This is a genomic window from Streptomyces niger (assembly GCF_000718305.1).
Classification (GTDB): Bacteria; Actinomycetota; Actinomycetes; order Streptomycetales; family Streptomycetaceae; genus Streptomyces; species Streptomyces niger.
This window is the reverse complement of record NZ_JOFQ01000018.1, coordinates 1-22,878: the sequence shown is the minus strand read 5'-3', so window position 1 is coordinate 22,878 and position 22,878 is coordinate 1. Positions and strand designations below refer to the sequence as shown.

Annotated in this window: 23 protein-coding genes; 14 read left to right on the top strand and 9 right to left on the bottom strand. The window is 71.8% G+C overall.

What is annotated here, in order from left to right:
* Window positions 1–5 precede the first annotated feature (5 nt).
* A complete protein-coding gene (gene fabI, locus IF20_RS28615) occupies window positions 6–776 on the top strand; it encodes an enoyl-ACP reductase FabI (RefSeq protein WP_052868260.1) in 771 nt (256 codons plus the stop codon).
* Between the two features lie 157 nt (window positions 777–933).
* On the opposite strand, the gene IF20_RS28610 is transcribed toward fabI, so the two are convergent.
* Complete coding sequence (locus IF20_RS28610; RefSeq protein WP_052868259.1) at window positions 934–1,608, bottom strand: FadR/GntR family transcriptional regulator; 675 nt, start codon at window positions 1,606–1,608, stop codon at window positions 934–936.
* A gap of 159 nt (window positions 1,609–1,767) precedes the next feature.
* Here IF20_RS28610 and IF20_RS28605 point away from each other — a divergent pair, with 159 nt between their 5' ends.
* The 4 genes from IF20_RS28605 (at window position 1,768) to IF20_RS28595 (ending at window position 4,252) form a co-directional block, all read left to right on the top strand.
* Window positions 1,768–3,057: a CynX/NimT family MFS transporter gene (locus IF20_RS28605; protein WP_052868258.1), complete on the top strand. Its 1,290-nt coding sequence runs from the start codon at window positions 1,768–1,770 to the stop codon at window positions 3,055–3,057.
* A gap of 82 nt (window positions 3,058–3,139) precedes the next feature.
* Window positions 3,140–3,256 carry an SGM_5486 family transporter-associated protein gene (locus tag IF20_RS40590; protein ID WP_267881145.1) on the top strand — a complete coding sequence of 39 codons (117 nt, stop codon included), beginning with the start codon at window positions 3,140–3,142 and terminating at the stop codon, window positions 3,254–3,256.
* A 190-nt stretch (window positions 3,257–3,446) separates the two neighbouring features.
* Window positions 3,447–3,650, top strand: coding sequence for a hypothetical protein (locus IF20_RS28600; protein WP_052868257.1), 204 nt, complete (start codon window positions 3,447–3,449; stop codon window positions 3,648–3,650).
* Window positions 3,651–3,733: 83 nt separating this feature from the next.
* The gene (locus IF20_RS28595) at window positions 3,734–4,252 is read left to right on the top strand and encodes a SixA phosphatase family protein (RefSeq protein ID WP_052868256.1); all 519 of its coding nucleotides are present in this window, start codon (window positions 3,734–3,736) and stop codon (window positions 4,250–4,252) included.
* Between the two features lie 164 nt (window positions 4,253–4,416).
* On the opposite strand, the gene serB is transcribed toward IF20_RS28595, so the two are convergent.
* Window positions 4,417–5,661 (bottom strand): phosphoserine phosphatase SerB, encoded by a 1,245-nt coding sequence (gene serB / locus IF20_RS28590; RefSeq protein WP_052868255.1) that lies wholly within the window; start codon window positions 5,659–5,661, stop codon window positions 4,417–4,419.
* Window positions 5,662–5,843: 182 nt separating this feature from the next.
* A complete protein-coding gene (locus IF20_RS28585) occupies window positions 5,844–7,727 on the bottom strand; it encodes a streptophobe family protein (protein ID WP_199896775.1) in 1,884 nt (627 codons plus the stop codon).
* Window positions 7,728–7,974: 247 nt separating this feature from the next.
* Here IF20_RS28585 and IF20_RS28580 point away from each other — a divergent pair, with 247 nt between their 5' ends.
* Window positions 7,975–10,557, top strand: coding sequence for an FHA domain-containing protein (locus IF20_RS28580; RefSeq protein WP_456113441.1), 2,583 nt, complete (start codon window positions 7,975–7,977; stop codon window positions 10,555–10,557).
* Between the two features lie 101 nt (window positions 10,558–10,658).
* Here IF20_RS28580 and IF20_RS28575 read toward each other — a convergent pair whose 3' ends face one another.
* Both IF20_RS28575 and IF20_RS28570 read right to left on the bottom strand, forming a co-directional pair.
* Complete coding sequence (locus IF20_RS28575) at window positions 10,659–11,432, bottom strand: transglycosylase SLT domain-containing protein (protein WP_052868252.1); 774 nt, start codon at window positions 11,430–11,432, stop codon at window positions 10,659–10,661.
* A gap of 340 nt (window positions 11,433–11,772) precedes the next feature.
* The gene (locus IF20_RS28570; RefSeq protein WP_052868251.1) at window positions 11,773–12,474 is read right to left on the bottom strand and encodes a nitroreductase family protein; all 702 of its coding nucleotides are present in this window, start codon (window positions 12,472–12,474) and stop codon (window positions 11,773–11,775) included.
* Between the two features lie 305 nt (window positions 12,475–12,779).
* Between IF20_RS28570 and IF20_RS28565 the strand changes: the two genes are divergently transcribed.
* Window positions 12,780–13,937: a GAF domain-containing sensor histidine kinase gene (locus tag IF20_RS28565; RefSeq protein WP_052868250.1), complete on the top strand. Its 1,158-nt coding sequence runs from the start codon at window positions 12,780–12,782 to the stop codon at window positions 13,935–13,937.
* Entirely contained in the window at window positions 13,930–14,595 is a 666-nt protein-coding gene (locus IF20_RS28560) for a response regulator (protein ID WP_052868249.1), read from the top strand. The genes IF20_RS28565 and IF20_RS28560 overlap by 8 nt, the downstream gene beginning before the upstream one ends.
* A gap of 186 nt (window positions 14,596–14,781) precedes the next feature.
* On the opposite strand, the gene IF20_RS28555 is transcribed toward IF20_RS28560, so the two are convergent.
* Window positions 14,782–15,573, bottom strand: coding sequence for a hypothetical protein (locus tag IF20_RS28555; RefSeq protein WP_052868248.1), 792 nt, complete (start codon window positions 15,571–15,573; stop codon window positions 14,782–14,784).
* An 89-nt stretch (window positions 15,574–15,662) separates the two neighbouring features.
* Here IF20_RS28555 and IF20_RS28550 point away from each other — a divergent pair, with 89 nt between their 5' ends.
* The 4 genes from IF20_RS28550 (at window position 15,663) to IF20_RS28535 (ending at window position 18,947) form a co-directional block, all read left to right on the top strand.
* Complete coding sequence (locus tag IF20_RS28550; protein ID WP_052868247.1) at window positions 15,663–16,472, top strand: ABC transporter ATP-binding protein; 810 nt, start codon at window positions 15,663–15,665, stop codon at window positions 16,470–16,472.
* 127 nt (window positions 16,473–16,599) lie between these two features.
* A complete protein-coding gene (locus tag IF20_RS28545) occupies window positions 16,600–17,013 on the top strand; it encodes an NfeD family protein (RefSeq protein ID WP_052868246.1) in 414 nt (137 codons plus the stop codon).
* A 130-nt stretch (window positions 17,014–17,143) separates the two neighbouring features.
* Window positions 17,144–18,076, top strand: a complete 933-nt coding sequence (locus IF20_RS28540; RefSeq protein WP_052868245.1) for an SPFH domain-containing protein — start codon at window positions 17,144–17,146, stop codon at window positions 18,074–18,076.
* A gap of 103 nt (window positions 18,077–18,179) precedes the next feature.
* A complete protein-coding gene (locus IF20_RS28535; RefSeq protein ID WP_052868244.1) occupies window positions 18,180–18,947 on the top strand; it encodes a sulfite exporter TauE/SafE family protein in 768 nt (255 codons plus the stop codon).
* Window positions 18,948–19,112: 165 nt separating this feature from the next.
* Here the strand turns inward: IF20_RS28535 and IF20_RS28530 are convergent, their stop codons facing one another.
* The 3 genes from IF20_RS28530 to IF20_RS28520 form a co-directional block, all read right to left on the bottom strand.
* Entirely contained in the window at window positions 19,113–19,616 is a 504-nt protein-coding gene (locus IF20_RS28530) for an HNH endonuclease (RefSeq protein ID WP_052868340.1), read from the bottom strand.
* A gap of 457 nt (window positions 19,617–20,073) precedes the next feature.
* Window positions 20,074–20,613, bottom strand: a complete 540-nt coding sequence (locus IF20_RS28525) for a YbhB/YbcL family Raf kinase inhibitor-like protein (RefSeq protein ID WP_052868243.1) — start codon at window positions 20,611–20,613, stop codon at window positions 20,074–20,076.
* 130 nt (window positions 20,614–20,743) lie between these two features.
* Window positions 20,744–21,526, bottom strand: coding sequence for a sporulation protein (locus IF20_RS28520; protein WP_052868242.1), 783 nt, complete (start codon window positions 21,524–21,526; stop codon window positions 20,744–20,746).
* A gap of 215 nt (window positions 21,527–21,741) precedes the next feature.
* Here IF20_RS28520 and IF20_RS28515 point away from each other — a divergent pair, with 215 nt between their 5' ends.
* Window positions 21,742–22,392 (top strand): DNA-3-methyladenine glycosylase, encoded by a 651-nt coding sequence (locus IF20_RS28515; RefSeq protein ID WP_052868241.1) that lies wholly within the window; start codon window positions 21,742–21,744, stop codon window positions 22,390–22,392.
* A gap of 37 nt (window positions 22,393–22,429) precedes the next feature.
* The coding region (locus IF20_RS40100; protein WP_234426853.1) for a hypothetical protein at window positions 22,430–22,878 on the top strand (449 nt) is incomplete at its 3' end.

Sequence of the window (22,878 nt, the reverse complement as noted above, 5' to 3'; positions counted from 1 at the left end):
TCGATATGAGCGGAATCCTCGCCGGCAAGCGCATTCTGATCACCGGTGTGCTGATGGAGTCCTCCATCGCCTTCCACGCGGCCAAGGTCGCGCAGGAGCAGGGCGCCGAGGTCATCCTCACGGCCTTCCCGCGGCCCACGCTCACCGAGCGCATCGCGAAGAAGCTGCCCAAGCCCGCCAAGGTCATCGAGCTGGACGTGACCAACCAGGAGCACCTGGACGGCCTGGAGGCCAAGGTCCGCGAGGAGCTCGGCGGGCTGGACGGTGTCGTCCACTCCATCGGCTTCGCCCCGCAGGACGCGCTCGGCGGCAACTTCCTGAAGACCTCCTTCGAGTCGGTCTCCACGGCCATGCACGTCTCGGCGTTCTCGCTGAAGGCGCTGACCATGGCCTGCCTGCCGCTGATGCCGGAGGAGGGCGGCGCCGTCGTCGGCCTGACCTTCGACGCGCAGTTCGCCTGGCCGCAGTACGACTGGATGGGCCCGGCCAAGGCCGCGCTGGAGGCCACCAGCCGCTACCTGGCCCGTGACCTGGGCGCGCGCAACGTCCGCTGCAACCTGGTCTCCGCCGGCCCGATCGGCTCGATGGCCGCCAAGTCCATCCCGGGCTTCTCCGAGCTCGCCAAGGTCTGGGACACCCGCTCCCCGCTGAACTGGGACATGGGCGACCCGGAGCCGGCCGGCAAGGGCGTCGTCGCGCTGCTCTCGGACTTCTTCCCGAAGACCACCGGCGAGATCGTGCACGTCGACGGCGGCGTGCACATGATGGGCGCCTGACCCGCCCGACCGTGAGCAAGGGCCGTGGCCCGTCCCGTACGTCGCGTACGGGACGGGCCACGGCCCTGCTGCGCTGCCTACGGGGCGAATCGAACGGGATCGTCCCCCCAGCAGGGGGTTACCCGAGGGGAGCGGGAGAGAACCGCACGCGTCCTTCTCAGATCCGCCCCAGCCGGCAGCCGTACGGGTGGGTGCTGGCCTCCGCCGCCGCGCGATCGCCGTCGCCCTCCCGGATCGCGTCCACCAGCCGGGAGTGGTCCAGGTGGGCCTCCGGGCGCAGCTCGTCGCCCACGTCGGCGCGGAGGAACTCGCGCAGCACGCCGCCGAGGTCCGCGTACAGCTCGGCCAGTACGTCGTTGTGCGAGGCCGCCACGATCGCCATGTGCAGGTTGGCGTCCGCCTCCACGAAGGCCGCGGCGGCCCCGGACTCCCAGGCCTGCTCGCGCCGCTGCAGGGCCGCGTCCAGCTGCTTGAGGTCGGTCTCCGTACGGCGCTCGGCGGCCCGGCGGGCGGCCTCGGCCTCCAGCGCGCTGCGCAGCTCGGCGACGTGGCGCGGGTCGGCGTCGGCGAACCTGCGGTTCATCACGCCCGCGAGCTCGCTGGTGGCGACCACGTACGTGCCGGAGCCCTGGCGGATGTCCAGAAGGCCGTTGTGGGCCAGCGCCCGGACCGCCTCGCGGACGGTGTTGCGGGCCACGCCGAGCTGCTCGACCAGCTCCGGCTCGGTGGGGATGCGCGCGCCGACCGGCCACTCGCCCGAGGTGATCTGGGCGCGCAGCTGCGCGATCACCTGGTCGGCCAGGGCGGAACGCCGGGGTGAGGTCAGCGGCATGCGAGCGCTCCTGACGGCACGGGCACGGATACGGCACCGCCGATGCTAGGGGGCGCTGGGAGGGTTCCCCGGCCCGTTACCCGGAGGGTTTCCCGGCCCGTCACCGGGAGGCGGGAATCACCTGGACAAGCATTCATCCCATGATTCTATGATGTGCCTATGGCAGACGACGACCTCGCGACCCTCGGCACCGCCACCGAGGCACCTCAGACCACCGCGACGCCCGGCGGCGACCCGCTCGACCGCGCGCCCGCGCCCGTACCGAGCCGGCTCGGCGCGGTCCTGACCGTCGGTCTCGTCCTCGCCGCGCTCAACCTCCGCCCGGCCATCACCAGCCTGGGCGCCCTCATGGAGGAGGTGCGGGACGGACTCGGCATGAGCGGCACCGTCGCGGGCCTGCTCACCTCCGTACCGGCCCTCTGCTTCGCCGTCTTCGGCGTCGCGGCCCCCCGCCTCGCCCGCCGCTTCGGCCCGGGCGCCATCGTGTGCGCCGGCATGGCCGCGATCACCATCGGCGTCGTGGTCCGACCCTTCGCCGGCGGCACGGCCGGGTTCCTCGCCGCCAGCGCCCTCGCGCTCGCCGGCATCGCGGTCAGCAACATCCTGCTGCCCGTGGTCATCAAGACGTTCTTCCCGGACCGGGTCGGCTCGATGACCGGCCTGTACTCCATGGCGCTGGCCCTGGGCACCTCGCTCGCCGCCGCCCTCACCGTCCCGGTCACCGGCGCGCTCGGCGGCGGCTGGCAGGCCGGCCTCGCGATCTGGGCGGTGCTCGGCGCCCTCGCCGTCGTGCCCTGGCTCGTCGTGCTGCGCCACCGTGCGCCCCGGCCGGCACCGGCGGCCGGCGCGCCGCAGCAGGACGCCCCCGCCGTCCGGATCAGCCGCTCGCCCACCGCCTGGTCGCTCGCCGTCTTCTTCGGCCTGCAGGCCACCGCCGCGTACATCACCATGGGCTGGCTGCCGCAGATCTTCCGCGATGCCGGCGTGCCCGCGGGGACCGCCGGCGTGCTGCTCGCGATCACCATGGCGATGGGCATCCCGCTGTCCTTCGTGCTGCCGCGACTGGCCGCCCGGATGCGCCACCAGGGGCCGCTGGCCGTGCTCCTCGGGGCCTGCGGGCTCGCCGGGTACGCGGGCCTGTGGCTGGCGCCCTCGGCCGGCGCCTGGGGCTGGGCGCTGCTGCTCGGCATATCGAACTGCGCGTTCCCGCTGGCCCTCACCATGATCGGCATGCGGGCCCGCAGCGCCGCGGGCGTCGTCAAGCTCTCCGCCTTCGCCCAGTGCATCGGCTACCTGATCTCCATCCCCGGGCCGCTCCTGGTGGGCACGCTGTACCAGCACAGCGGCGGCTGGGGCCTGCCGATCGCGCTGATGGCGGGGCTGATGGTGCCGCAGATCGTGATGGGCGTGCTGGCCGGCCGGGACCGCCGCATCGAGGACGAGCGCTGACGGGAGCCTGCCGGGCGGCCCCGGACGCCGCTCACCCGGTACTGCCGACCGGCGGCCCGGAGGCGTTTGCGACACTGGGCACATGCCAGTGCTCGAACCGAATCCGCAGGGCGGACAGAAGAAGCTGCTCCTCGTGCTGGGCGCGATGCTCGCCGTCACCGTCGTCGTAGGGATCATCGCCAGCATCGCCGCCCCGTGACCCGGCGCCGCGGGGCGCCGGGTGGGGCTGCCCCCACCACCCCTTAGGGGGTCGGGGTCAGGGGCAAGTGGGTGGTGCACCTGATGGGCCGCGCGACACCGGGCCCGTAGGTTCGAAGGACACCGCGCCACCGCGGTGGGCGCGGCCCGCGAGACGGCCGCGCGGCCGCTCGACCCACGGAGGCGATCCCATGTCCGCCGCTCACCCCAGGCACGCCGAGAACGGCGCCCGGCCCGTGCGGCTGCCGTGGTGGGCCGTGGCCCTGCCGGTGGTCTCGTTCGTGACGCTGCTCTTCGTGATGACCCCCGCCGCCGAGGCGCGTGCGGCCGACGCCCCGCCCGCCGTGCTGTCCGTGCTCCACCTGCTCGCGCGGCTGGTCGGCGCCGGAGTGTAGCTTCCGCTTCCGCGTTCCGCCTCGTGGGACGAGGCTGTCAACACCCCGCGCCCCGCGCCGCGTTTCGTGCGAAGCTGGGACACATGAGCGTCGATTCTCCTCGCCGGATTGTTCTTCTCCGACATGCCAAGGCCGAGTGGTCGCAGGAGAGCGACCACGAGCGGCCGCTCGCCGAGCGCGGCCGCCGGGACGCCCCCACCGCTGGACGATGGCTCGCGGGAGCGGGCGTCCACCCCGATCTGACCCTCTGCTCCACGGCCCTGCGCACCCGCGAAACGTGGAAGCTCTGCGTTCACGAACTGCCCCAGCGTCCCAAGACCGTCTATGAGGAGAGGCTGTACGAAGCCTCGCTCGGCGAGCTGATCGCGGTGGTCAACGAGGTCCCGGACGAGGTGAGCGACCTGCTGCTGGTCGGCCACAACCCCGGCATGCACGCCCTCGCCGACGCCCTGTCCGGAGAGGCGGACGGCGAGCTGCTGACCCGGATGAACCGCAGTGGTTTCCCGACCGCCTCGATGGCGGTGGTGTCCTTCAACGGCTCGTGGAAGTCCGTCGAGCACGGCATCGGCCGCCTGGTCGCGTACTGGACGCCGCAGGACTGACCCGCCGCCGACCGCATACGCCGAAGGGCCCCGGCACGCTCCGTGCCGGGGCCCTTCCGTATGTCGTGCGGGATGTCGTGCGAGACGTCGTCGTGTCGTGCGAGCCCGCTGCCTCGGGCGTTCCTTCGGTGCGGCGAGTGGTCCCGCCTACCGCGGGTGACCGTTCAGTCCGCCATCGTGTCGGCGGCCTCGACCTCTTCGCGGGTGATCCCGAGCAGGTACAGCACGGTGTCCAGGAACGGCACGTTCACGGCGGTGTGCGCGGCCTCCCGGACGACCGGCTTGGCGTTGAAGGCGACGCCCAGGCCCGCGGTGTTCAGCATGTCCAGGTCGTTGGCGCCGTCGCCGATCGCCACCGTCTGTGCCAGCGGCACCCCGGCCTGCTGGGCGAAGGAGCGCAGCAGCCGGGCCTTGCCCGCGCGGTCCACGATGTCGCCGGTGACCTTGCCGGTGAGCTTGCCGTCCACGATCTCCAGGGTGTTGGCCGAGGCGAAGTCCAGCCCCAGCTCGTCCTGGAGCGCGTCGGTGACCTGCGTGAAGCCGCCGGAGACCACGCCGACCTGGTAGCCGAGGCGCTTGAGGGTACGTACCAGGGTGCGCGCGCCGGGTGTCAGCCGCACCTCCTTGCGCACCTGCTCCACGACGGAGGCGTCCAACCCCGCCAGCAGCTCCACCCGGGCGTGCAGCGACTGCTCGAAGTCCAGCTCGCCGCGCATCGCCCTGGCGGTCACCTCGGCGACCTCCTGCTCGCAGCCCGCGTGCGCCGCGAACAGCTCGATGACCTCGTCCTGGATCAGCGTGGAGTCGACGTCCATGACGACCAGGCGCTGGGCCCGGCGCTGGAGTCCGGAGGCGCTCACGGCGATGTCCACGCCGAGCACGGCGGCTTCGGTGGCGAGTGCGGTGCGCAGGGTGTCGGTCGGGGTGCCGGAGACCGCGAACTCCACGGCGGTCACGGGGTACTTGGCGAGCCGGAAGATACGGTCGATGTTGCCGCCGGTGGCCGTTATGGCGGCCGCGATGGCGGAGGTGGACTCGGCGGTGAGCGGGTGGCCGAGCACGGTGACGTGCGAACGCCCGATGCCGCGCGGGCGGTTGTCGCCGGTACCCGAGATGATCTCGGCCTGGAGGTGCAGCGACTCGGCCCAGCTGTGCACAGTCGCGCGCAGGTCGCCTTCGGTGGCACCGTTCGACGCGCTCCCCGTCGGCGTCGTGACCAGGGCGCACAGCACGATGCGGCCCCGGGTCACGACCTGCTCGATGTCGACGACGTCGACGGAGTAGGCGGCGAGGGTGTCGAAGAGGCCGGCGGTGATGCCGGGCCGGTCCTTGCCGAAGATCTTGACGAGAAGGGTCGGTACGTCGTCGCCCGGTACGGCGGTGGCAGGCGGTGTCTGCGATGCGCTCATGGTGCTCTAACGGTATCCGGACCCGCCGCGGGACCGTACAGGTGTCCCGCCGAGTGGACGTCTCCCACCACGCGGCCGGGTGGGGCCGAAGGGACGCACGGGGTGCTCCACGGCCCGTGCCGCCGGGGCTCCGACGCGTCCGGTGGCGTGCTTGCAGCGGCCCCGCCTGTCAGCGACACGCCTCAGCGGCCCGCGCCCGGGCGCCCCGGGGGCGGGGGCTCCGGCGGCGGCTCGTCCCACCGCCGCTTCGGGCGGGGACGCGGCCGGCCGGGACGCGGCAGCGGGGTGCCGCTCACGGTCGGCGCCGAGGCGGTGTCGCTGCCGTGCGGCGGGCGATCCGGCCGAGGGGGGACTCCGGGCGGTGGGCGATCCGGCGGAGGGGGGACTCCGGGAGGCGGCCGGTCCGGCGGGGAGGCTCCGGGCGGGGGGCCGGCCGGTGGGGGCGGCACACGGCGCTCGGACCCGGGGCGCTCGGGCGCACGGCGCTCCGGTTCGCGGGGCTCCGGCTCGTGGGGTGGCAGCGTCCGCAAGTACGGATTGGTGTCCGGGTTCGGCTGCCGGTAGGGGCGGGACGGCGTGTACGGCCCCGGGCCGCCGCCCGACCCGGACGGCGGCCTGTGCGCCGGAACCGGCGGGACCGCCGCGTGCCGCCCCGCGAGCCCCGTCCCGGTCGCCAGCAGCGCGCCCGCCAGCCCCGCCGCGCCGCCCCAGAGGGCCCCCAGCACCGCACTGGTGCCCAGGCTGCCGCGCAGGCCCAGGCCGGTTTCGTGGACGCCGATGCCGAAGAGGTTCAGCCGGACGGCCACCGACGCCTCCGTCAGCCGCACCAGCAGAGGGAGGGCGAGCGCGGTGGCCGTGCCCAGCCGCAGCGCGCAGCCGCCCGCGTACGCCATGACGCCGGTCCCCGTGCGGGCCGTACGCGTCGCCGTGAGCACCCCCGCGGCCAGCATCAGCACCATCGCCACCAGCGCCGCCGCCCACACCGACGGGGTCTGCTCCGCCAGCCGCGACAGCGTGACCGGCCGCTCGCCCCCGCCGCCGAGCAGCTCCCGCAGGGACGCCGGCAGCACCTGGAGAAGCGCGCCGCCCGCCGAGCCGTACCAGGGCACGAGCAGGCCCAGGGTCAGCGCGAGCCACGCCCCGTTGGGCGCGCCGAGCAGCGCCGCGCCCAGCGCACGCAGCGGCTGCCCGCCCTCGGTGACGCCGTACAGCCCGGCGGCCAGCCCGAGGAGCACCGCGACGAGCAGTACCTGGGTCAGCGCGGACGCCGCGGGCCGGACGACGCGGTCGGCGCCGGCCGCCGCGTGGGGGAGCGGGGTGCGCCGGGAGGCCGCGAGCGCGATCAGCAGGACGCCGAGCACCCACAGCGCGCCGGCCACGAGCGAGGGCCCGGCGGCCACCGCGAAGTCCACGCGCAGCCGGGCGTCCGCGAGGCGGGCCAGCCCGCCGGGCAGCGCCAGCTCCGGCAGCCCGCCCAGGTCTCCGAGGCCGGGCAGATTGCCGAGGTCCCCGAGCCCCGGGAGGTCGCCCAGGCCGGGGAGGTCGCCCAGGCCCGGCAGGTCCGGCAGCCGGTCGAGCGGCCCGCCGCCCCCGCCTGCCGACCCCGGGATCAGCCGGCGGGCCGGGATCGTTACGGAGTCGTGTCCGGCCCAGGCGAGGCCGCCGACCAGTGCGGTGAACAGCGCGGCGACCGCGCCGCCCCGTGCCGCCAGCCCGCTCCACGTGACCCCGCCCGGCACGGCCCGCAGCGACCTCAGGAACAACAGCCCCAGCAGCAGCGCGCCGAGCACGGAGACGCCCAACGGCACGATGTCAATGGCGGTTTCAGCCGTGACGCCGGACACCCCGAAGGCCGAGACGGCACCGTGCGGGGTCACCGTTCCGCCCACCGCCAGCACCATGACGGCGGCCGTCATCGGGCCCAGCGAGCCGTACGCGTCGGTGCCCAGCAGGTGCAGACCGAGGGCCGCGAGGCCGGTCATCGCCAGGAACGTCCAGCAGACCGTGGCGACGGCGGAGAACAGCACAGCGGCCGCTCCGGTGTGCGGACTTGCGGTCACGCTCATCGCGACCCCCGATCGATGCCCCTCGCTCCCCGGCCCCGCCTGCCCCGAGTTGCCCGCATCGCATGGCATCCGTACGGATCCGCGGGTTTCTCCCACTCTCCGGGGGGCTTCCGGCGACGTCAACGCTGTCCGCTTCATGCTCTTGTCACGGCCCGGCTTTCGGTCGCAGGCCTCTGCCTGGAATAGTTCCTCACGATGTTCACCATCCCTAGACTTCCCGTGCAGGGGGTCACTCGGGGGACAACTAGTGGGGCATGGAGTGCCTGAACTCGTACTCGAAATCAACGGAATGACCTGGACGCTCGATCCGTCCCGGTCGTACAGCCTGGGCCGCGATCCGCAGGGCGACATGGTGCTGGACGACGCGCGCGTGTCCTGGCGGCACGCGACCGTGCGCTGGGGAGGGCGCAGTTGGGTCATCGAGGACCACGGCAGCACCAACGGCACGTACGTGCAGGGGCAGCGGATCCACCAGCTGGAGATCGGCCCCGGCGTCACCGTGCACCTCGGCAATGCCACCGACGGTCCCCGGCTGACCCTCAGCGGTGCCGCCGCGGCCGCCGCCGATGCCTACGCGGCGCAGCCCACCGCACCGGCCAACGACGCCTATGTCGCCCAGCCGGCGGCCGCGGCCCCCGCTCAGCAGGGCGCCGCCGGTTGGCCCGGAGCCCAGCAGCCGCCGGCGCAGCAGCAGGGATGGCAGGGCGCGCCGCCGCAGCAGGGCCCGCCCCACCAGGGCCCGCCCGCGCACGGCGCCGGCATTCCGCCGCAGGGCGGGCCGCAGCAGCCCCCGGCACAGGGCGGCGCGGCACCGCAGGCAGCGGGGGACCGCAGCCCGACCACCTTCCACCAGCTGGACCTCGGCCGTGTCATGCGCATCGGCCGTGCGCTGGAGAACGAGCTGGTCGTCTCCGACCTGCAAGTCTCGCGGCACCACGCGGAGTTCCGGGCCACGCCCGACGGCCGCTTCGAGATTCATGACCTGGGCAGCCACAACGGTACGTACGTCAACGGCCAGCCGGTCCCCAAGAGCGGCTCGGCCCTCATCGGCCCGAACGACACGGTCGGCGTCGGCCACTCCACGTTCCGGCTGGTCGGCGACCGGCTGGAAGAGTTCGTCGACACCGGCGAGGTCTCCTTCTCCGCGCGCCACCTGACCGTCACGGTCGACGGCGGCAAGCAGATCCTGCGGGACGTCTCCTTCGGCGTGCCCGAGAAGTCGCTGGTCGCGGTCATCGGCCCGTCCGGTTCCGGCAAGTCCACGCTGCTGAAGGCGCTCACCGGCTACCGCCCCGCCAACGAGGGCGACGTCCTCTACGACAACCGGAACCTCTACAAGCAGTTCGCCGAGCTGCGGCAGCGCATCGGACTGGTCCCGCAGGACGACATCCTGCACAAGGAGCTGACCGTCCAGAAGGCGCTGCGGTACGCCGCCAAGCTCCGCTTCCCCGGTGACACCGCGGAGGCCGAGCGCGAGGCCCGGATCGACGAGGTGCTGCACGAGCTCAAGCTGCACGTGCACAAGGAGAAGAAGGTCACCTCGCTCTCCGGCGGCCAGCGCAAGCGCGTCTCGGTCGCCCTGGAGCTGCTGACCAAGCCGTCGCTGATCTTCCTGGACGAGCCGACCTCCGGCCTCGACCCGGGCATGGACCGCGACGTCATGAAGCTGCTGCGCGACCTCGCCGACGACGGCCGCACGGTCCTCGTCGTCACGCACTCCGTCGCGGAGCTCGCGCTCTGCGACAAGCTGCTGGTCATGGCGCCGGGCGGCGGCGTCGCCTACTTCGGCCCGCCCGAGGAGGCGCTGAACTTCTTCCAGTACGAGTCCTGGGCGGACGTCTTCTCGGCGTTCGAGAACTTCCGTGACTACGACTGGATGGGCCGCTGGCGCGGTTCTCCGCACTACCAGATGTACGCGGCGGACATCGACGCCGTAGCGCCGCAGTCGGTGAACGTCCAGCCGCCCCCGGCCCGCATGCAGAAGTCCCAGAGCTGGGGCTCGCAGCTGTGGACGCTGATGCGGCGGTACGTCTCCGTGATCGCCTCCGACCGCGGCTTCCTGGGGCTGATGCTGATCCTGCCGGCCGTGCTCGGCGTGGTCTCCATGCTGATCCCCAGCGACTTCGGCCTGGGGTACGGCCCGCTGAACCGCGGCCGCACCAACCGCGACGCCGCGACGATCCTGCTGATCCTCACGGTGGGCATGTGCTTCTCCGGCGCGGCCAACTCGGTACGAGAACTGATCAAGGAACGCGTGATCTACGAGCGCGAACGGGCGACCGGCCTGTCCCGCTCGGCGTATCTGATGTCGAAGGTGATTGTGCTCGGCCTGGTCACCGCCGTACAGGGCGTGATCATCGCCGCGATCGGCTTCTCGACCCGCAACATGCCCGCCGAGGGCCTGATCGTGAAGGACCTGCCCGCCGTCGAGATGACGGTGGCGATCATCGCGCTCGGCTTCACCTCGATGATGTTCGGCCTACTGATCTCCTCGCTGGTCAAGACCGCCGAGAAGACCATGCCGCTGCTGGTCATGTTCGCCATCGTGCAGGTCGTCTTCACCGGCGTGCTCTTCCAGCTCTACAACACCCCGGGTGTGGCGCAGGTCTCCTGGCTGATGCCCTCGCGCTGGGCGGTCGCGGCGCTGGGCGCCACCGCCGACCTGAACACGCTCCTGCCGTGGGACAAGAGCGACCCCGACCCGCTGTGGCAGCACCAGACCGGCGTCTTCGTGATGGACATGGTCTTCATGCTGGTGCTCGGCGTCGTCCTCGCCGTCGCGGTGGCGCGCCTGCTGCGCCGCCACGAGCCCGAGGTCATGCGCAAGTAGCGGCGGACATGCGACAGCCGCGAGGGGCGGCACCCGATTGCGGGTGCCGCCCCTCGCGGCGTTCATCGTCCGGCGCCGGTGCTCCGGCGCGCCGAGGTGGCTCAGTACGCCGAGTCGACGTTGTCCATCGAGCCGTACTTGTCGGCCGCGTAGTTGCAGGCGGCGACGATGTTGGCGACCGGGTCGTACAGGTCGTTCGCGGTGCCGGCCACGTGGTACTGCTCGAAGGTCGGCTGGATGACCTGGAGCAGACCCTTGGACGGGATACCCATCTGGGCGTTGACGTCCCAGTTGTTGATCGCGCGCGGGTTACCGCCGGACTCACGCATGACGTTGCGCTTGATGCCCTCGTAGGAGCCGGGGATCCCGTTCTTCTTCATGATCGAGAGGGACTCACGGATCCAGCCGTCGAGGTTGTTGGCGTAGGTGACCGGCTTGCGCTCGCTGGACCGGCTCGCGGCCTGCGTCGTGCGCTGGTTCTTGGCGTCCTCCTTGGCCCGGGCGGCCGCGTCGGCGGCAGCCTTGGCCTTGGCCTGGGCGGCGGCCTTGGCGTCACCCTCGGCCTGCTTCTTCGCGGCGAAGGCCTCGGCACCGGCCTGGTCGGCGGCGCGGGTGCTGCTCTGGGTCAGCTCGGCGTTCTGGGCCTTGGCGGCGGCGTTGTCGACCAGGCTGTAGGCCGAGGAGTCGTCGACCACGTGGTAGGCGACGGGCTTCACGTTCTGAGCCGACGCGGCGTTGTGCGCCGGCTCGGCGTTGGCCGAACCCGGAACGACGGAGAAGACGACGGCGGCGGCACCGCCGGCAGCCACGGCAGCGGCGGAGAGCTTGTGATTCCGGTTCAGGCGGCTGTAGCCAGGAATGGCGTGCAGGGGCATGCGGAAAGAAACCTCTTCGAATGGGGGACGTCGCGTGGGCCGGATTGGCGCGGTAACGCCGAGATCCTTTTCCACGGCGCCGGGCGACGTCAGCCATTGTTAGCGGTCGGAATTTGACCCTGCAATCATGTGACGTACGAAGCTGTTTAGTGGAACCGGGGGCCGCCGAAATGCATCCGGCGGCGCTCAGTTCAAGGGGTGTCTCGGATCAACTCCCACGAATCCCCGCATTCGTACCCCACTAACCTGCTTCGTAAGTGATGTACGCCCTATGTGCGGGCTCACATGTTTAGGGAGGCCGTATGGCGTTATGTCATTGCGGCGGCACGGACCGTGAGCGTCAGCGCTCCACCAGAACCTGAGCCAGCGTTTTCCGCACCAGATCCGGCACCTCGCAGTCCGCGGTGGGGTATCCCACCGGGATCACCGCGAACGCCTTCTCGTTCACCGGCCGCCCCAGCTCCTCCCGCAGGAAGCCCATCGGGCTGGGGGTGTGCACCAGCGCCGCCAGGCCCGACAGGTGGAGCGCCGACAGCAGCATGCCGACCGCGATCCCCACCGATTCGTCCACGTAGTAGTGCTTGCGCCTGGCGCCGTCGGGGCCCAGCCAGTAGCGCTGCTGGAAGACCACGATCAGGTGCGGCGCGTCGGTCAGGTGCGGCTTGACCTCGTCGGTACCCAGCGGCCGCAGCGCCGTCAGCCACTCCTCGCCCAGCCGCCCGTCGTACGAGAGGCGCTCCTCGGCCTCCGCTGCCGCCCGAATGCGCTGCCGTACTTCCGGATCTTTGACCAGGACGAATGTCCAGGGCTGCTGATGCGCACCGGAAGGCGCGGTGGCGGCGCACGCAATGGCGTCCCTGACCAACTGCTCGGGAACCGGATCGGGCGCGAAACGCCGCACCGTACGGCGCTCCGCCATCCGCTCCCGCAGCTCGGCGGCGCGCGCCAGGGATTCCGCGGCCGGTATCCGCGCGGGCCGATAGGGGACGGGGCGGTACGGCTCGCCGTGGACGGGGGACCAGCTTTTCGGAGAAGTCGTCATGGCCGGGAGTGTGGCCCGTTCCGGCCGGCCGCGAAAGACCGCCTTCTGCGGGCCCGCTCCGGCGGCCGTGAAAAGGCGCCCGGGTGCCCGCTCGGGCGACCGCTGAACACCACCTTTTCTTTCCCCCTATATATAGGGGAGCAGAAAGTCCCGCTCCCGGGGTGGCCATGGTCCCCGTACCCGGAGCGGACGCACCCGCCCGGCCCGGCGCTCGGCACCGGGACCTCCGACCTACGTCCCGGGGCCCGGCGCGGGCCCCGCCGCGGACGGATACGGACGGTACGGGCCGCCGGTACCGTGAGTGCATGACCAAGGGACCAGGGGCGGAGCGGGGTGCCGGGCTCGCCGCGGTGAGCAGCGCGATCCTCGCCATGAGCCGGCACCTGGAGGTGCGCGACGTACTCAAGACGATCGTCGCCTCGGCCCGCGAGCTGCTGGACGCCGAGTACGCGGCGCTCGGCGTGCCGGACGACCACGGCGGCTTCGCGCAGTTCGTCGTGGACGGGGTGAGCGAGGAGCAGTGGAAGGCCATCGGCCCGCTGCCCCGCCAGCACGGCATCCTCGCCGCGATGCTCCGGAACGCCACCCCGGAGCGCCTCGGCGACGTCCGCAAGGACCCCCGCTTCGAAGGCTGGCCCGCCGCCCACCCCGACATGGCGGACTTCCTGGGCATGCCGGTGGCCGACGGCGACGAGATCCTCGGCGCGATCTTCCTCGCCAACAAGCGGTGCCCGCGGCCGACCGGCGGCTGCAACTTCACCGCCGAGGACGAGGCGCTGCTCGGCATGCTCGCCCAGCACGCCGCCATCGCCCTGACCAACGCCCGGCTCTACGAGCGCAGCCGGGAGCTGACCATCGCGGGGGAGCGGGCGCGGCTGGCGCACGAGCTGCACGACGCCGTCTCCCAGAAGCTCTTCTCGCTGCGGCTGACCGCGCAGGCCGCCACCGCGCTCGTCGACCGCGACCCGGTCCGCGCCAAGGACGAGCTGCAGCAGGTCACCCGGCTCGCCGCGGAGGCCGCCGACGAGCTGCGCGCCGCCGTCGTGGAGCTGCGGCCGGCGGCCCTGGACGAGGACGGCCTCATCGCCACGCTCCGTACCCAGGTACAGGTCCTGGACCGCGCGCACAGCGCCAAGGTCACCTTCGCCGCACACGGGCTACGGGCGCTGCCCGCGGCCCAGGAGGAAGCGCTGCTGCGGGTGGCGCAGGAAGCGCTGCACAACGCGCTGCGGCACGCCGACGCCCAGCGTGTCGACGTGACTCTCGTACGCCATCGGCAAGGGGTCGTGCTGCGGGTCGCCGACGACGGCCGCGGCTTCGATCCCGGCGCCGTCCGCCGGGCCGGACGCCATCTGGGTCTGGTGTCGATGCGGGACCGGGCGAGCGGCGTCGGTGGCACGCTCACGGTGGAATCGGCGCCCGGCAAGGGCACCGCTGTCGAGATGGAGGTCCCCGGTGGCTGACGGAGACAGGGGCTCGCTCGGCGGCCCCATCAAGGTGCTGCTCGTCGACGACCACCAGGTCGTGCGGCGGGGCCTGCGCACGTTCCTGGAGGTCCAGGACGACATCGAGGTCGTCGGCGAGGCCGCCGACGGCGAGGAGGGCGTCGCCGCGGCCGAGCGTCTGAGGCCCGACGTCGTCCTGATGGACATCAAGATGCCCGGCATGGACGGCGTGGAGGCGCTGCGGCTGCTGCGCGAGCAGCGCAGCCCGGCCCGGGTGCTGATCGTGACCAGCTTCACCGAGCAGCGGACCGTGATCCCGGCGCTCCGGGCGGGCGCCGCCGGCTACGTCTACAAGGACATCGACCCCGAAGCGCTGGCCGGCGCCATCCGGTCCGTGCACGCCGGGCACGTCCTGCTGCAGCCGGAGGTGGCCGACGCGCTGCTCAGCCAGGAGGAGGCGGGCAACGGACAGGGCCGCGGCGGCTCCCTCACCGAGCGCGAGCGCGAGGTGCTGGCCCTGATAGCGGACGGCCGCTCCAACCGCGAGATCGCCCGGGCCCTGGTCCTCTCCGAGAAGACCGTCAAGACCCACGTCTCCAACATCCTCATGAAGCTGGACCTCGCAGACCGCACCCAGGCCGCCCTCTGGGCAGTCCGCCACGGAGTGGGCACGTAGCGCCCCTGCAACGGGCGCGGGGAACTGCGCGAGCAACCAGGACGGTGGCGTACCCGGCCGTCCGACCGGGCAGGCCGCGGCGCGTAGCCGCCGCCTCAGGGGCGCGGGGAACTGCGCGAGCAGCCCCCGCGGCGCCGCACCCGGCCGCGTACGCAGGCCCACGGCTCCCGTCGGAGAAACCGGCCCCTACGGGGTCATCCGCTCCTCCACGAACGCGTTGTACGCCGCCACCTGGGCCCGCCGGGCCGTCCGCTCCACCGGACGGAGCGCTTCCGCCCGCGCCGCGATCTGTGAGGAGCTGACGGCCGCACCGTGCTCGTCCCCGCCGGATCCCTGGGCGATGCCGATCAGCGCCCCCACCTTCTGCGCCAGCTCCAGCACCCGCACGGCCCGCGGCGGGTACCCGGGGGCCAGCAGCTGCCGGCCGGCTTCCGCACGTGCCCGGTACGCGTCCAGCGCCGCCTGGGCGACCGGTCCGGATCCGGCCACGTCCAGCTTCGCCAGCAGCTCCGTCGCCTCCCGCAGCGCCTGCGCCAGCTCCCGCTCCGCCTCGCCCAGCGAGGGCACGTCGGCCGGCGGCGCGTCCCGGATGGCCATGCACTGCCATACGACCTCGACGTGCACATCGCCCTCGGGCCCGGCCTCGTACACCTCCGGCACCAGCCCCAGCGCCACCCCGCAGGCGGTCACCGCCTCCTCCGCCGCCAGCGCCCGCGCATTGAACTCCGGCGGTCCGCTCAGCCCCAGGGGGTGGCCCGGCACCGGCAGCGCCACCCGCAGACCGGTCGCGCCCAGCGCCCGCAGCCGGCCCAGCGCGAGCGTCAGCCCCACCGGCCTCGATTCGCCGGGCAGCCCGGCGACACGGTGCACCGCGTCACCCTCCGCGATTCGCGTTGCTGCATCATCAGGTGGGACAAGCCCGGCCAAAAGGGCATTTCCCCACGCGGCCAACCGTCCTGAGCGAGGTTCATCGAGCATGGACCCAGCCTAAGGACAGGCACTGACAATGGGTGGCGTAGGTTTGCAGGGGGGCTGCGCCTACAGGTGCACGCGAGGACCGAGATGCAATGGGAGACAACGCGCTCATGAGCGATGTTCTGGAGCTGGTGGACGTATCCGTGGTCCGCGAGGGCCGGGCTCTGGTGGACCAGGTCTCCTGGTCGGTGAAGGAGGGAGAGCGCTGGGTGATCCTGGGCCCGAACGGCGCCGGCAAGACCACCCTCCTGAACGTCGCCTCCAGCTACGTCTTCCCGACCACGGGGACCAGCACGATCCTGGGCGAGACCCTCGGCAAGGTCGACGTCTTCGACCTCCGGCCGCGCATCGGCATGGCCGGCATCGCGCTCGCCGACAAGCTGCCGCGCCGCCAGACCGTGCTGCAGACCGTGCTCACCGCCGCGTACGGCATGACCGCCACCTGGCAGGAGCACTACGACGAGGTCGACGAGCAGCGCGCCCGCGCCTTCCTCGACCGGCTGGGCATGACCCCGTACCTCGACCGGAAGTTCGGCACCCTCTCCGAGGGCGAGCGCAAGCGGACCCTCATCGCCCGCGCGATGATGACCGACCCCGAACTGCTCCTGCTGGACGAGCCGGCCGCGGGCCTGGACCTCGGCGGCCGCGAGGACCTCGTACGCCGGCTCGGCAGGCTCGCCCGTGACCCGTTCGCGCCGTCGATGATCATGGTTACGCACCACGTCGAGGAGATCGCGCCGGGCTTCACCCACGTCCTGATGATCCGTCAGGGCAAGGTGCTCGCCGCCGGCCCCATCGACCTGGAGCTGACCTCCAGCAACCTCTCGCGCTGCTTCGGCCTCCCGCTGGTCGTCGAGCGCAACGGCGACCGCTGGACGGCCCAAGGCCTGCCGCTCGCCTGACGGTTGACGTGGCGTAGGGCCCCGGCGCGCGGTCGGGGCCGAAAAGCCCCGCACGATCCGGCCGCGATCGATCGCACCCTGTCCGCGATGCCGTCCGCCGATCTACCATGACACCGTGGATGCATGGGTGTGGTGGCTCATCGCCGCCGTAGGGCTGGGTATTCCTCTCGTCGTCACCGCGATGCCCGAATTCGGGATGTTCGCGGTCGGCGCTGTGGCCGGTGCCGTGGTGGCCGCCCTCGGCGGCGGCACGGTGATGCAGGTCATCGTCTTCGCTGCCGTCTCGGTCGCGCTGGTCGCCGTCGTCCGCCCGATCGCCAACCGCGCCCGCTCCAGGCGGCCCGGCATGGCCTCCGGCGTCGACGCCCTGAAAGGCCGCCAGGCCACCGTCCTGGAGCGGGTAGACAGCTCCGGCGGGGGGCGGATCAAGCTGAACGGCGAGGTCTGGTCCGCACGCGCGCTGGACGAGGGGCAGGTCTACGAGCCAGGACAGAAAGTGGACGTCGTGGACATCGAGGGAGCAACTGCCGTCGTGATGTGACGGCCTTGATCAACTGACCCGTGCGGGCCCGGAGAATGGCCTGCACGAAGGGTGAGTCTCTGAAAGACTCGATCACCGACACGCCGGGCGGGACCGGCCGACAGCTACGAAAGGGACACGGGGAGCCACTGTGGAACCGATCATCATCGTCCTGATCATCCTGGTGGTGCTGGTGTTCGTCGCACTCATCAAGACGATCCAGGTCATTCCGCAGGCCAGCGCCGCCATCGTGGAGCGGTTCGGCCGCTACACCCGCACCCTGAACGCGGGCCTGAACATCGTCGTGCCGTTCATCGACTCCATCCGGAACCGCATCGACCTGCGTGAACAGGTCGTCCCGTTCCCGCCGCAGCCGGTCATCACCCAGGACAACCTGGTCGTGAACATCGACACGGTCATCTACTACCAGGTGACCGACGCGCGCGCCGCGACGTACGAGGTCGCCAGCTACATCCAGGCGATCGAGCAGCTCACCGTCACCACGCTCCGCAACATCATCGGCGGCATGGACCTGGAGCGCACCCTGACCTCCCGCGAGGAGATCAACGCGGCGCTCCGCGGCGTCCTGGACGAGGCCACCGGCAAGTGGGGCATCCGCGTCAACCGCGTCGAGCTCAAGGCCATCGAGCCGCCGACCTCCATCCAGGACTCGATGGAGAAGCAGATGCGCGCCGACCGTGACAAGCGCGCCGCGATCCTCCAGGCCGAGGGTGTCCGGCAGTCCGAGATCCTCCGCGCCGAGGGTGAGAAGCAGTCCGCCATCCTGCGCGCCGAAGGTGAGGCCAAGGCCGCGGCCCTGCGCGCCGAGGGTGAGGCCCAGGCGATCCGTACGGTCTTCGAGTCCATCCACGCCGGTGACCCGGACCAGAAGCTGCTCTCCTACCAGTACCTCCAGATGCTCCCGAAGATCGCCGAGGGCGACGCCAACAAGCTCTGGATCGTGCCCAGCGAGATCGGCGACGCGCTCAAGGGCCTGGGCGGCGCCATCAACAGCTTCACCCCGGGCGGCGGCGCCCCCGCCGCCCCGGCGGCCCCGCCCCGCCAGCAGCCGCCGATCGACTGACGCCCCACCGCGGCCGTCTCGGACCGTGGTCCCACAGCACACCCACCGCGCCCCTGTTGCATGATCGGTTCATGACGCATCGATCACGCGCCAGGGGTTCGGCATGACCGTCTGGGAAGCGCTCGCCGTCCTCGCCGCCGGGATGGGCGCGGGCGCCATCAACGCCGTCGTCGGGTCCGGGACCCTCATCACCTTCCCCGTACTGCTCGGCGTCGGCCTGCCGCCCATCACCGCCAACGTCTCCAACAACCTCGGCCTCGTACCGGGCACCATCAGCGGCGCCATCGGCTACCGGCGCGAGCTGCGCGGCCAGCGCCGCCGCGTCGTCCGCTTCGGCGGCGCCGCCCTCGTAGGCGGCCTGACCGGCGCCGTCCTGCTGCTCGCCCTGCCCTCCGACGCCTTCGACGCGATCGTGCCCGCACTCATCGCCGTCGCGCTCGTCCTCGTCGTCCTGCAGCCCCGGCTCTCCGCCGCGGTCAAGGCCCGCCGCGCCCGCAACGGCACCACCCCGCACCGCGACGGCGGCCTCGGCCTCCTGGTCGGGCTGCTGCTCGCCAGCGCCTACGGCGGCTACTTCGGCGCCGCCCAGGGCGTCCTGTACATCTCCCTGATGGGCCTGCTGCTCGACGAGGACCTGCAGCGCATCAACGGCCTCAAGAACGTGCTCGTGTTGTTCGTCAACGGCGTCGCCGCGATCTTCTTCCTCTTCGTCGCCGACTTCGACTGGACCGCCGTCGTCCTGATCGCCGTCGGCTCCGCGCTCGGCGGCCAGATCGGCGCGAAGATCGGCCGCCGGCTGCCGCCCACCGTCCTGCGCGGCGTCATCGTCGCCGTCGGCCTCGTGGCCATCGCGCAGCTGCTGCTGCGCTGAGCAGCGCACGAACGACGAGGCCGGGCGGTACGCGGGCGGCGGAGTCCGGGTAGTACGCGGACGACGGAGGCGGGCAGTACATGGACGACGGAGCCGGGCAGTACGCGCACGACGAAGGGGGTGCGGGTCTCCCCGCACCCCCACGCATGCACCAGTGCGCCGGCGCTACGCCGTCTGCACCAGCCAGTCCGGCAGCTCCTCCCGAGCGGACCCGCCCAGCGCCGCCAGCATCGCGTCCGCCGGCGTCGGCACGAACGGCCGCTTCAGCAGCTCCATCCCCGCCTGCTCCGGCGTACGGTCCGCCTTGCGGTGGTTGTCCTCGGCACACGAGGCGACCGTATTCAGCCAGGTGTCACCGCCACCGTGCGCCCGCGGCACCACGTGGTCCACCGTCGTCGCACGCCGCCCGCAGTACGCGCAGCGGTGCTGGTCCCGCACCAGCACACCCCGCCGCGACCACGGCGCCTGTCTTCGGAACGGCACCCGTACGTACCTGCTGAGCCTGATCACCTGCGGCACCGGAAGCTCCAGCGAAGCGGCCCGGAGACGGAGCCCCGGGTGGGCCTGCTCGACCACGGCCTTGTCCTGCATGACCAGCACCACCGCACGCCGCAGCGACACCGTCGACAGCGGCTCGAAGCTTGCATTGAGGACCAGCGTCTCGCGCATCCCGACCACCTCCCGCATCCGTCCGCCGCTCGGCGAAGTGGCTCCACTGTGCAGTTCCAGTGATCCCCTGGACAACGCAATTTCCGTATGCCGCAAAGGAGATGACGGGTGAGCGGAAAACGAACGAACGGCGAACCGGGAAGGGAGACGTGAGGCGAGGGGAGAGACGAGGGGAGAGGTGAAGGGAGTGAGCGGCGAGGGAGTGGCGCGGGAAGAAGGAAAAGCAAGAGGACGCTCCGGGCCTCGTCCCCCGTGACAGAGACCCGGAGCGCCCACGGCAGCCGGCGCGGACATCCGACACGAAGCGGACTCCGGCAGACGGCGGGCGACACACCTGCGCCCCGCCGCCCCCGCCACTGCGGTGCCGACTGCCCGACGGCCATGTGGCAACCGTCGGCCGAACACCACTGTGCGATCCGGGGCGCCGGGGCGCAACGGAATTACGGACGAGCCCGCGTCACCCCTCGGCGGGGATCTCGTACTCGCCGATCAGCTGGGCCCGGCCCAGCGTGTGGAACCGCAGGTTGAAGCCCACCACGGCGGGCGAGGCGTCCGCGTCCGGACCGAGCTTCTCCTGGTCCACCGCGTACACCGTGAAGACGTACCGGTGCGGGCCGTCACCGGGCGGCGGCGCAGCGCCCCCGAAGTCCCGCGTCCCGTAGTCGTTGCGTACGTGGACCGCGCCCTCGGGCAGGCCCTTCATGTCACCGGAGCCCGCACCGGCAGGCAGCTCCGTCACCGACGCCGGGATGTCGAACACCGACCAGTGCCAGAAACCGCTGCCGGTCGGCGCGTCCGGGTCGAAGCAGGTGACGGCGTAGCTTCCGGTGCCCTCCGGGGCACCCTCCCACCGCAGGTGCGGCGAGGTGTTCCCCGCGCTGAACACCTGGGCGTCCGCCAGCGTCCCGCCCTCCTGCAGATCGTCGCTCACCACCGTGAACGAGGGCACCTGCGGATGAAAGTCGTGCGGGAGCGGCCGGCGCTTCTGCTCGGACACTTCGACACCTCCTGATCGCGTTCGGAGACCGTCCGGCCAGGTTAGAACCTCTTCGCGACGAAACCGGTGCCCGGCCCGGCGGGAACTCATGCCCGCGCGCCGGACATCGGTACGCCGCGGCCGCCGCGGCTCAGAACCAGTTGCGCTTGCCGCCGACCTCGGCCAGCCACTGGTTCAGGTACGCCGCCCAGTCCGTGTTCTGGAAGTCGTGCAGCCCGACCTCGAAGGCGCGGTAGGTGTCGCTGCCCTCGGTGAACAGCCCCGGCTTCTTGTCCATCTCCAGGACGACGTCCATCGCCCGGTCGTCCGCCACGAAGGACAGCTCGACCTGGTTCAGGCCCCGGTACTGCTGCGGCGCGAAGAACTCGATCTCCTGGTAGAAGGGCAGCTTCTGCCGCGTGCCCCGAATGTGCCCGCGCTCCAGGTCCGCACTCTTGAAGCGGAACCCGAGCTGCCCGAAGGCGTCCAGGATCGCCTGCTGCGCCGGCAGCGGGTGCACGTTCACCGGATCGAGGTCACCCGAGTCGACCGCACGGGCGATCGCCAGCTCCGTGGTGACGCCGACGTTCATCCCGTGCAGGTGCTGCCCGAGGAACATCGTGACCGGCGTCTCCCACGGAATCTCCAGCCCGAACGGCACGGTGTGCGTGGCGCCGGCCTGCACCTCGAAGGCGCCACCCAGCTTCTGCCGGGTGAACTCGATGTCCTGCTTGTACTCCTGGTCCTGCCCCTCGACCTCGACCCGGGCCTGCAGACCGACCGACAGGCCCTCGATCTGCTGCGCGACCGACCCGCCCTGGATGCGCACCTCACCCTGCACGACGCCGCCGGGCACGACGTTCTCCTCGAAGAGCACCGTCTCCACGGACGCGCCCCCCGCACCCAGACTCGCCAGCAGCTTCTTGAACCCCATTGATCGTCCTCCCCAGGCACGCGCCTGATGTCCGTAGTTCTCCGGCCGCGACGAGCCCGCCCGGTCCGGGTTCGCCCCCTACGAACGCGAAACGGCGTACGGCGGTTCCCCCGGCGGCCGGCCGCCGCATGCCCACACCCTGCCAAGACGCGGTGCTCACGGGCCACACCGGCACCCCATAAGAAACGCGCGGAGGTCCACTACCCTGGGAACGCATGACCTCCGAAGCCACACGAATGCCGCTCCCGCGGACATTCTTCGACCGCCCCGTACTCGAAGTAGCTCCCGACCTGCTCGGCCGCACTCTGGTGCGCAACACGCCGGAGGGCCCCGTCGAGCTGCGCCTCACGGAGGTCGAGGCGTACGACGGTGAGAACGACCCCGGCTCGCACGCCTACCGCGGCCGCACGGAGCGGAACGCATCGATGTTCGGTCCGCCCGGTCACGCGTACGTGTACTTCATCTACGGCATGTGGTTCAGCCTCAACCTGGTCTGCGGCCCCGACGGCTACGCGAGCGGTGTCCTGCTCCGCGCCGGCGAGGTGCTCTCCGGCACGGACCAGGTGGCGGAGCGCCGCCCGAAGTCCCGCCGCACCACTGAACTGGCCCAAGGACCTGCCCGGCTGGCCACCGGCCTCGCCATCGACCGGCAGCTGAACGGCACGGACGTGTGTGCGGGCCCCGAAGCGCCGCTCTCCGTCCTGACGGGCACGCCTGCGGACCGGGGCCGGATACGGAACGGCCCGCGCACAGGCGTCGGCGGCGAGGGCGCGACCCACCCCTGGCGCTTCTGGATCGAGGGCGACCCGACGGTCAGCCCGTACCGCGCGCACGTGCCGCGGAAGCGCCGGACCAGGGCTGCTTGACTCCGCCGTAGCATGCCCGTAACGTAGCCCGAGCCGCTTGAGACGGGCAGCGCTATGGGCGCACGCCGCAGGCGGCACAACCATCACTTCGAACGACTCCCTCAACCGGGTCATTTTCGCGATGTCGAAAATCAGGCTCCGGCTGTTTCGGTCCGACCTGGTCGACGCCGATTATGAGCAATCAAGGGAAGCCGCTAAAGTGGTGGTCACGCCGAAAAGCCCAGCAAAAGCTGAAGCTTTACGGCGGGCCCACCGACAGGGAATCGGAAACAAATCCGAGTCGACTGCGACTTTCGAGAAGCAGGACGCGGACGAGGATCTGGTAAAGTCGGAAGCGCCGGAAGGAAAAGCTCGAAAGGGCCGGACCGGAAAGCAACCCCGCTCCAACAGGGGCCGGAAACGCGAAGCGGATCTGGTAAGGTTGGAACCGCGAAGAAGCCGAAAGGCCGAAACGCACCGGCGAAAATCGGAACCGCAAGGATCTGA

Coding starts and splice junctions, on each gene's coding strand:
- IF20_RS28575 (WP_052868252.1), bottom strand. CDS start 11,432: ATGCCCCTGCACGCCATTCCTGGCTACAGCCGCCTGAACCGGAATCAC.
- IF20_RS28530 (WP_052868340.1), bottom strand. CDS start 19,616: ATGCGCGAGACGCTGGTCCTCAATGCAAGCTTCGAGCCGCTGTCGACG.
- serB (WP_052868255.1), bottom strand. CDS start 5,661: ATGAGCGCATCGCAGACACCGCCTGCCACCGCCGTACCGGGCGACGAC.
- IF20_RS28515 (WP_052868241.1), top strand. CDS start 21,742: ATGACCTCCGAAGCCACACGAATGCCGCTCCCGCGGACATTCTTCGAC.
- IF20_RS28520 (WP_052868242.1), bottom strand. CDS start 21,526: ATGGGGTTCAAGAAGCTGCTGGCGAGTCTGGGTGCGGGGGGCGCGTCC.
- IF20_RS28550 (WP_052868247.1), top strand. CDS start 15,663: ATGGGAGACAACGCGCTCATGAGCGATGTTCTGGAGCTGGTGGACGTA.
- IF20_RS28555 (WP_052868248.1), bottom strand. CDS start 15,573: ATGCTCGATGAACCTCGCTCAGGACGGTTGGCCGCGTGGGGAAATGCC.
- IF20_RS40590 (WP_267881145.1), top strand. CDS start 3,140: ATGCCAGTGCTCGAACCGAATCCGCAGGGCGGACAGAAGAAGCTGCTC.
- IF20_RS28600 (WP_052868257.1), top strand. CDS start 3,447: ATGTCCGCCGCTCACCCCAGGCACGCCGAGAACGGCGCCCGGCCCGTG.
- IF20_RS28605 (WP_052868258.1), top strand. CDS start 1,768: ATGGCAGACGACGACCTCGCGACCCTCGGCACCGCCACCGAGGCACCT.
- IF20_RS28570 (WP_052868251.1), bottom strand. CDS start 12,474: ATGACGACTTCTCCGAAAAGCTGGTCCCCCGTCCACGGCGAGCCGTAC.
- fabI (WP_052868260.1), top strand. CDS start 6: ATGAGCGGAATCCTCGCCGGCAAGCGCATTCTGATCACCGGTGTGCTG.
- IF20_RS28610 (WP_052868259.1), bottom strand. CDS start 1,608: ATGCCGCTGACCTCACCCCGGCGTTCCGCCCTGGCCGACCAGGTGATC.
- IF20_RS28585 (WP_199896775.1), bottom strand. CDS start 7,727: ATGAGCGTGACCGCAAGTCCGCACACCGGAGCGGCCGCTGTGCTGTTC.
- IF20_RS28595 (WP_052868256.1), top strand. CDS start 3,734: ATGAGCGTCGATTCTCCTCGCCGGATTGTTCTTCTCCGACATGCCAAG.
- IF20_RS28535 (WP_052868244.1), top strand. CDS start 18,180: ATGACCGTCTGGGAAGCGCTCGCCGTCCTCGCCGCCGGGATGGGCGCG.
- IF20_RS28565 (WP_052868250.1), top strand. CDS start 12,780: ATGACCAAGGGACCAGGGGCGGAGCGGGGTGCCGGGCTCGCCGCGGTG.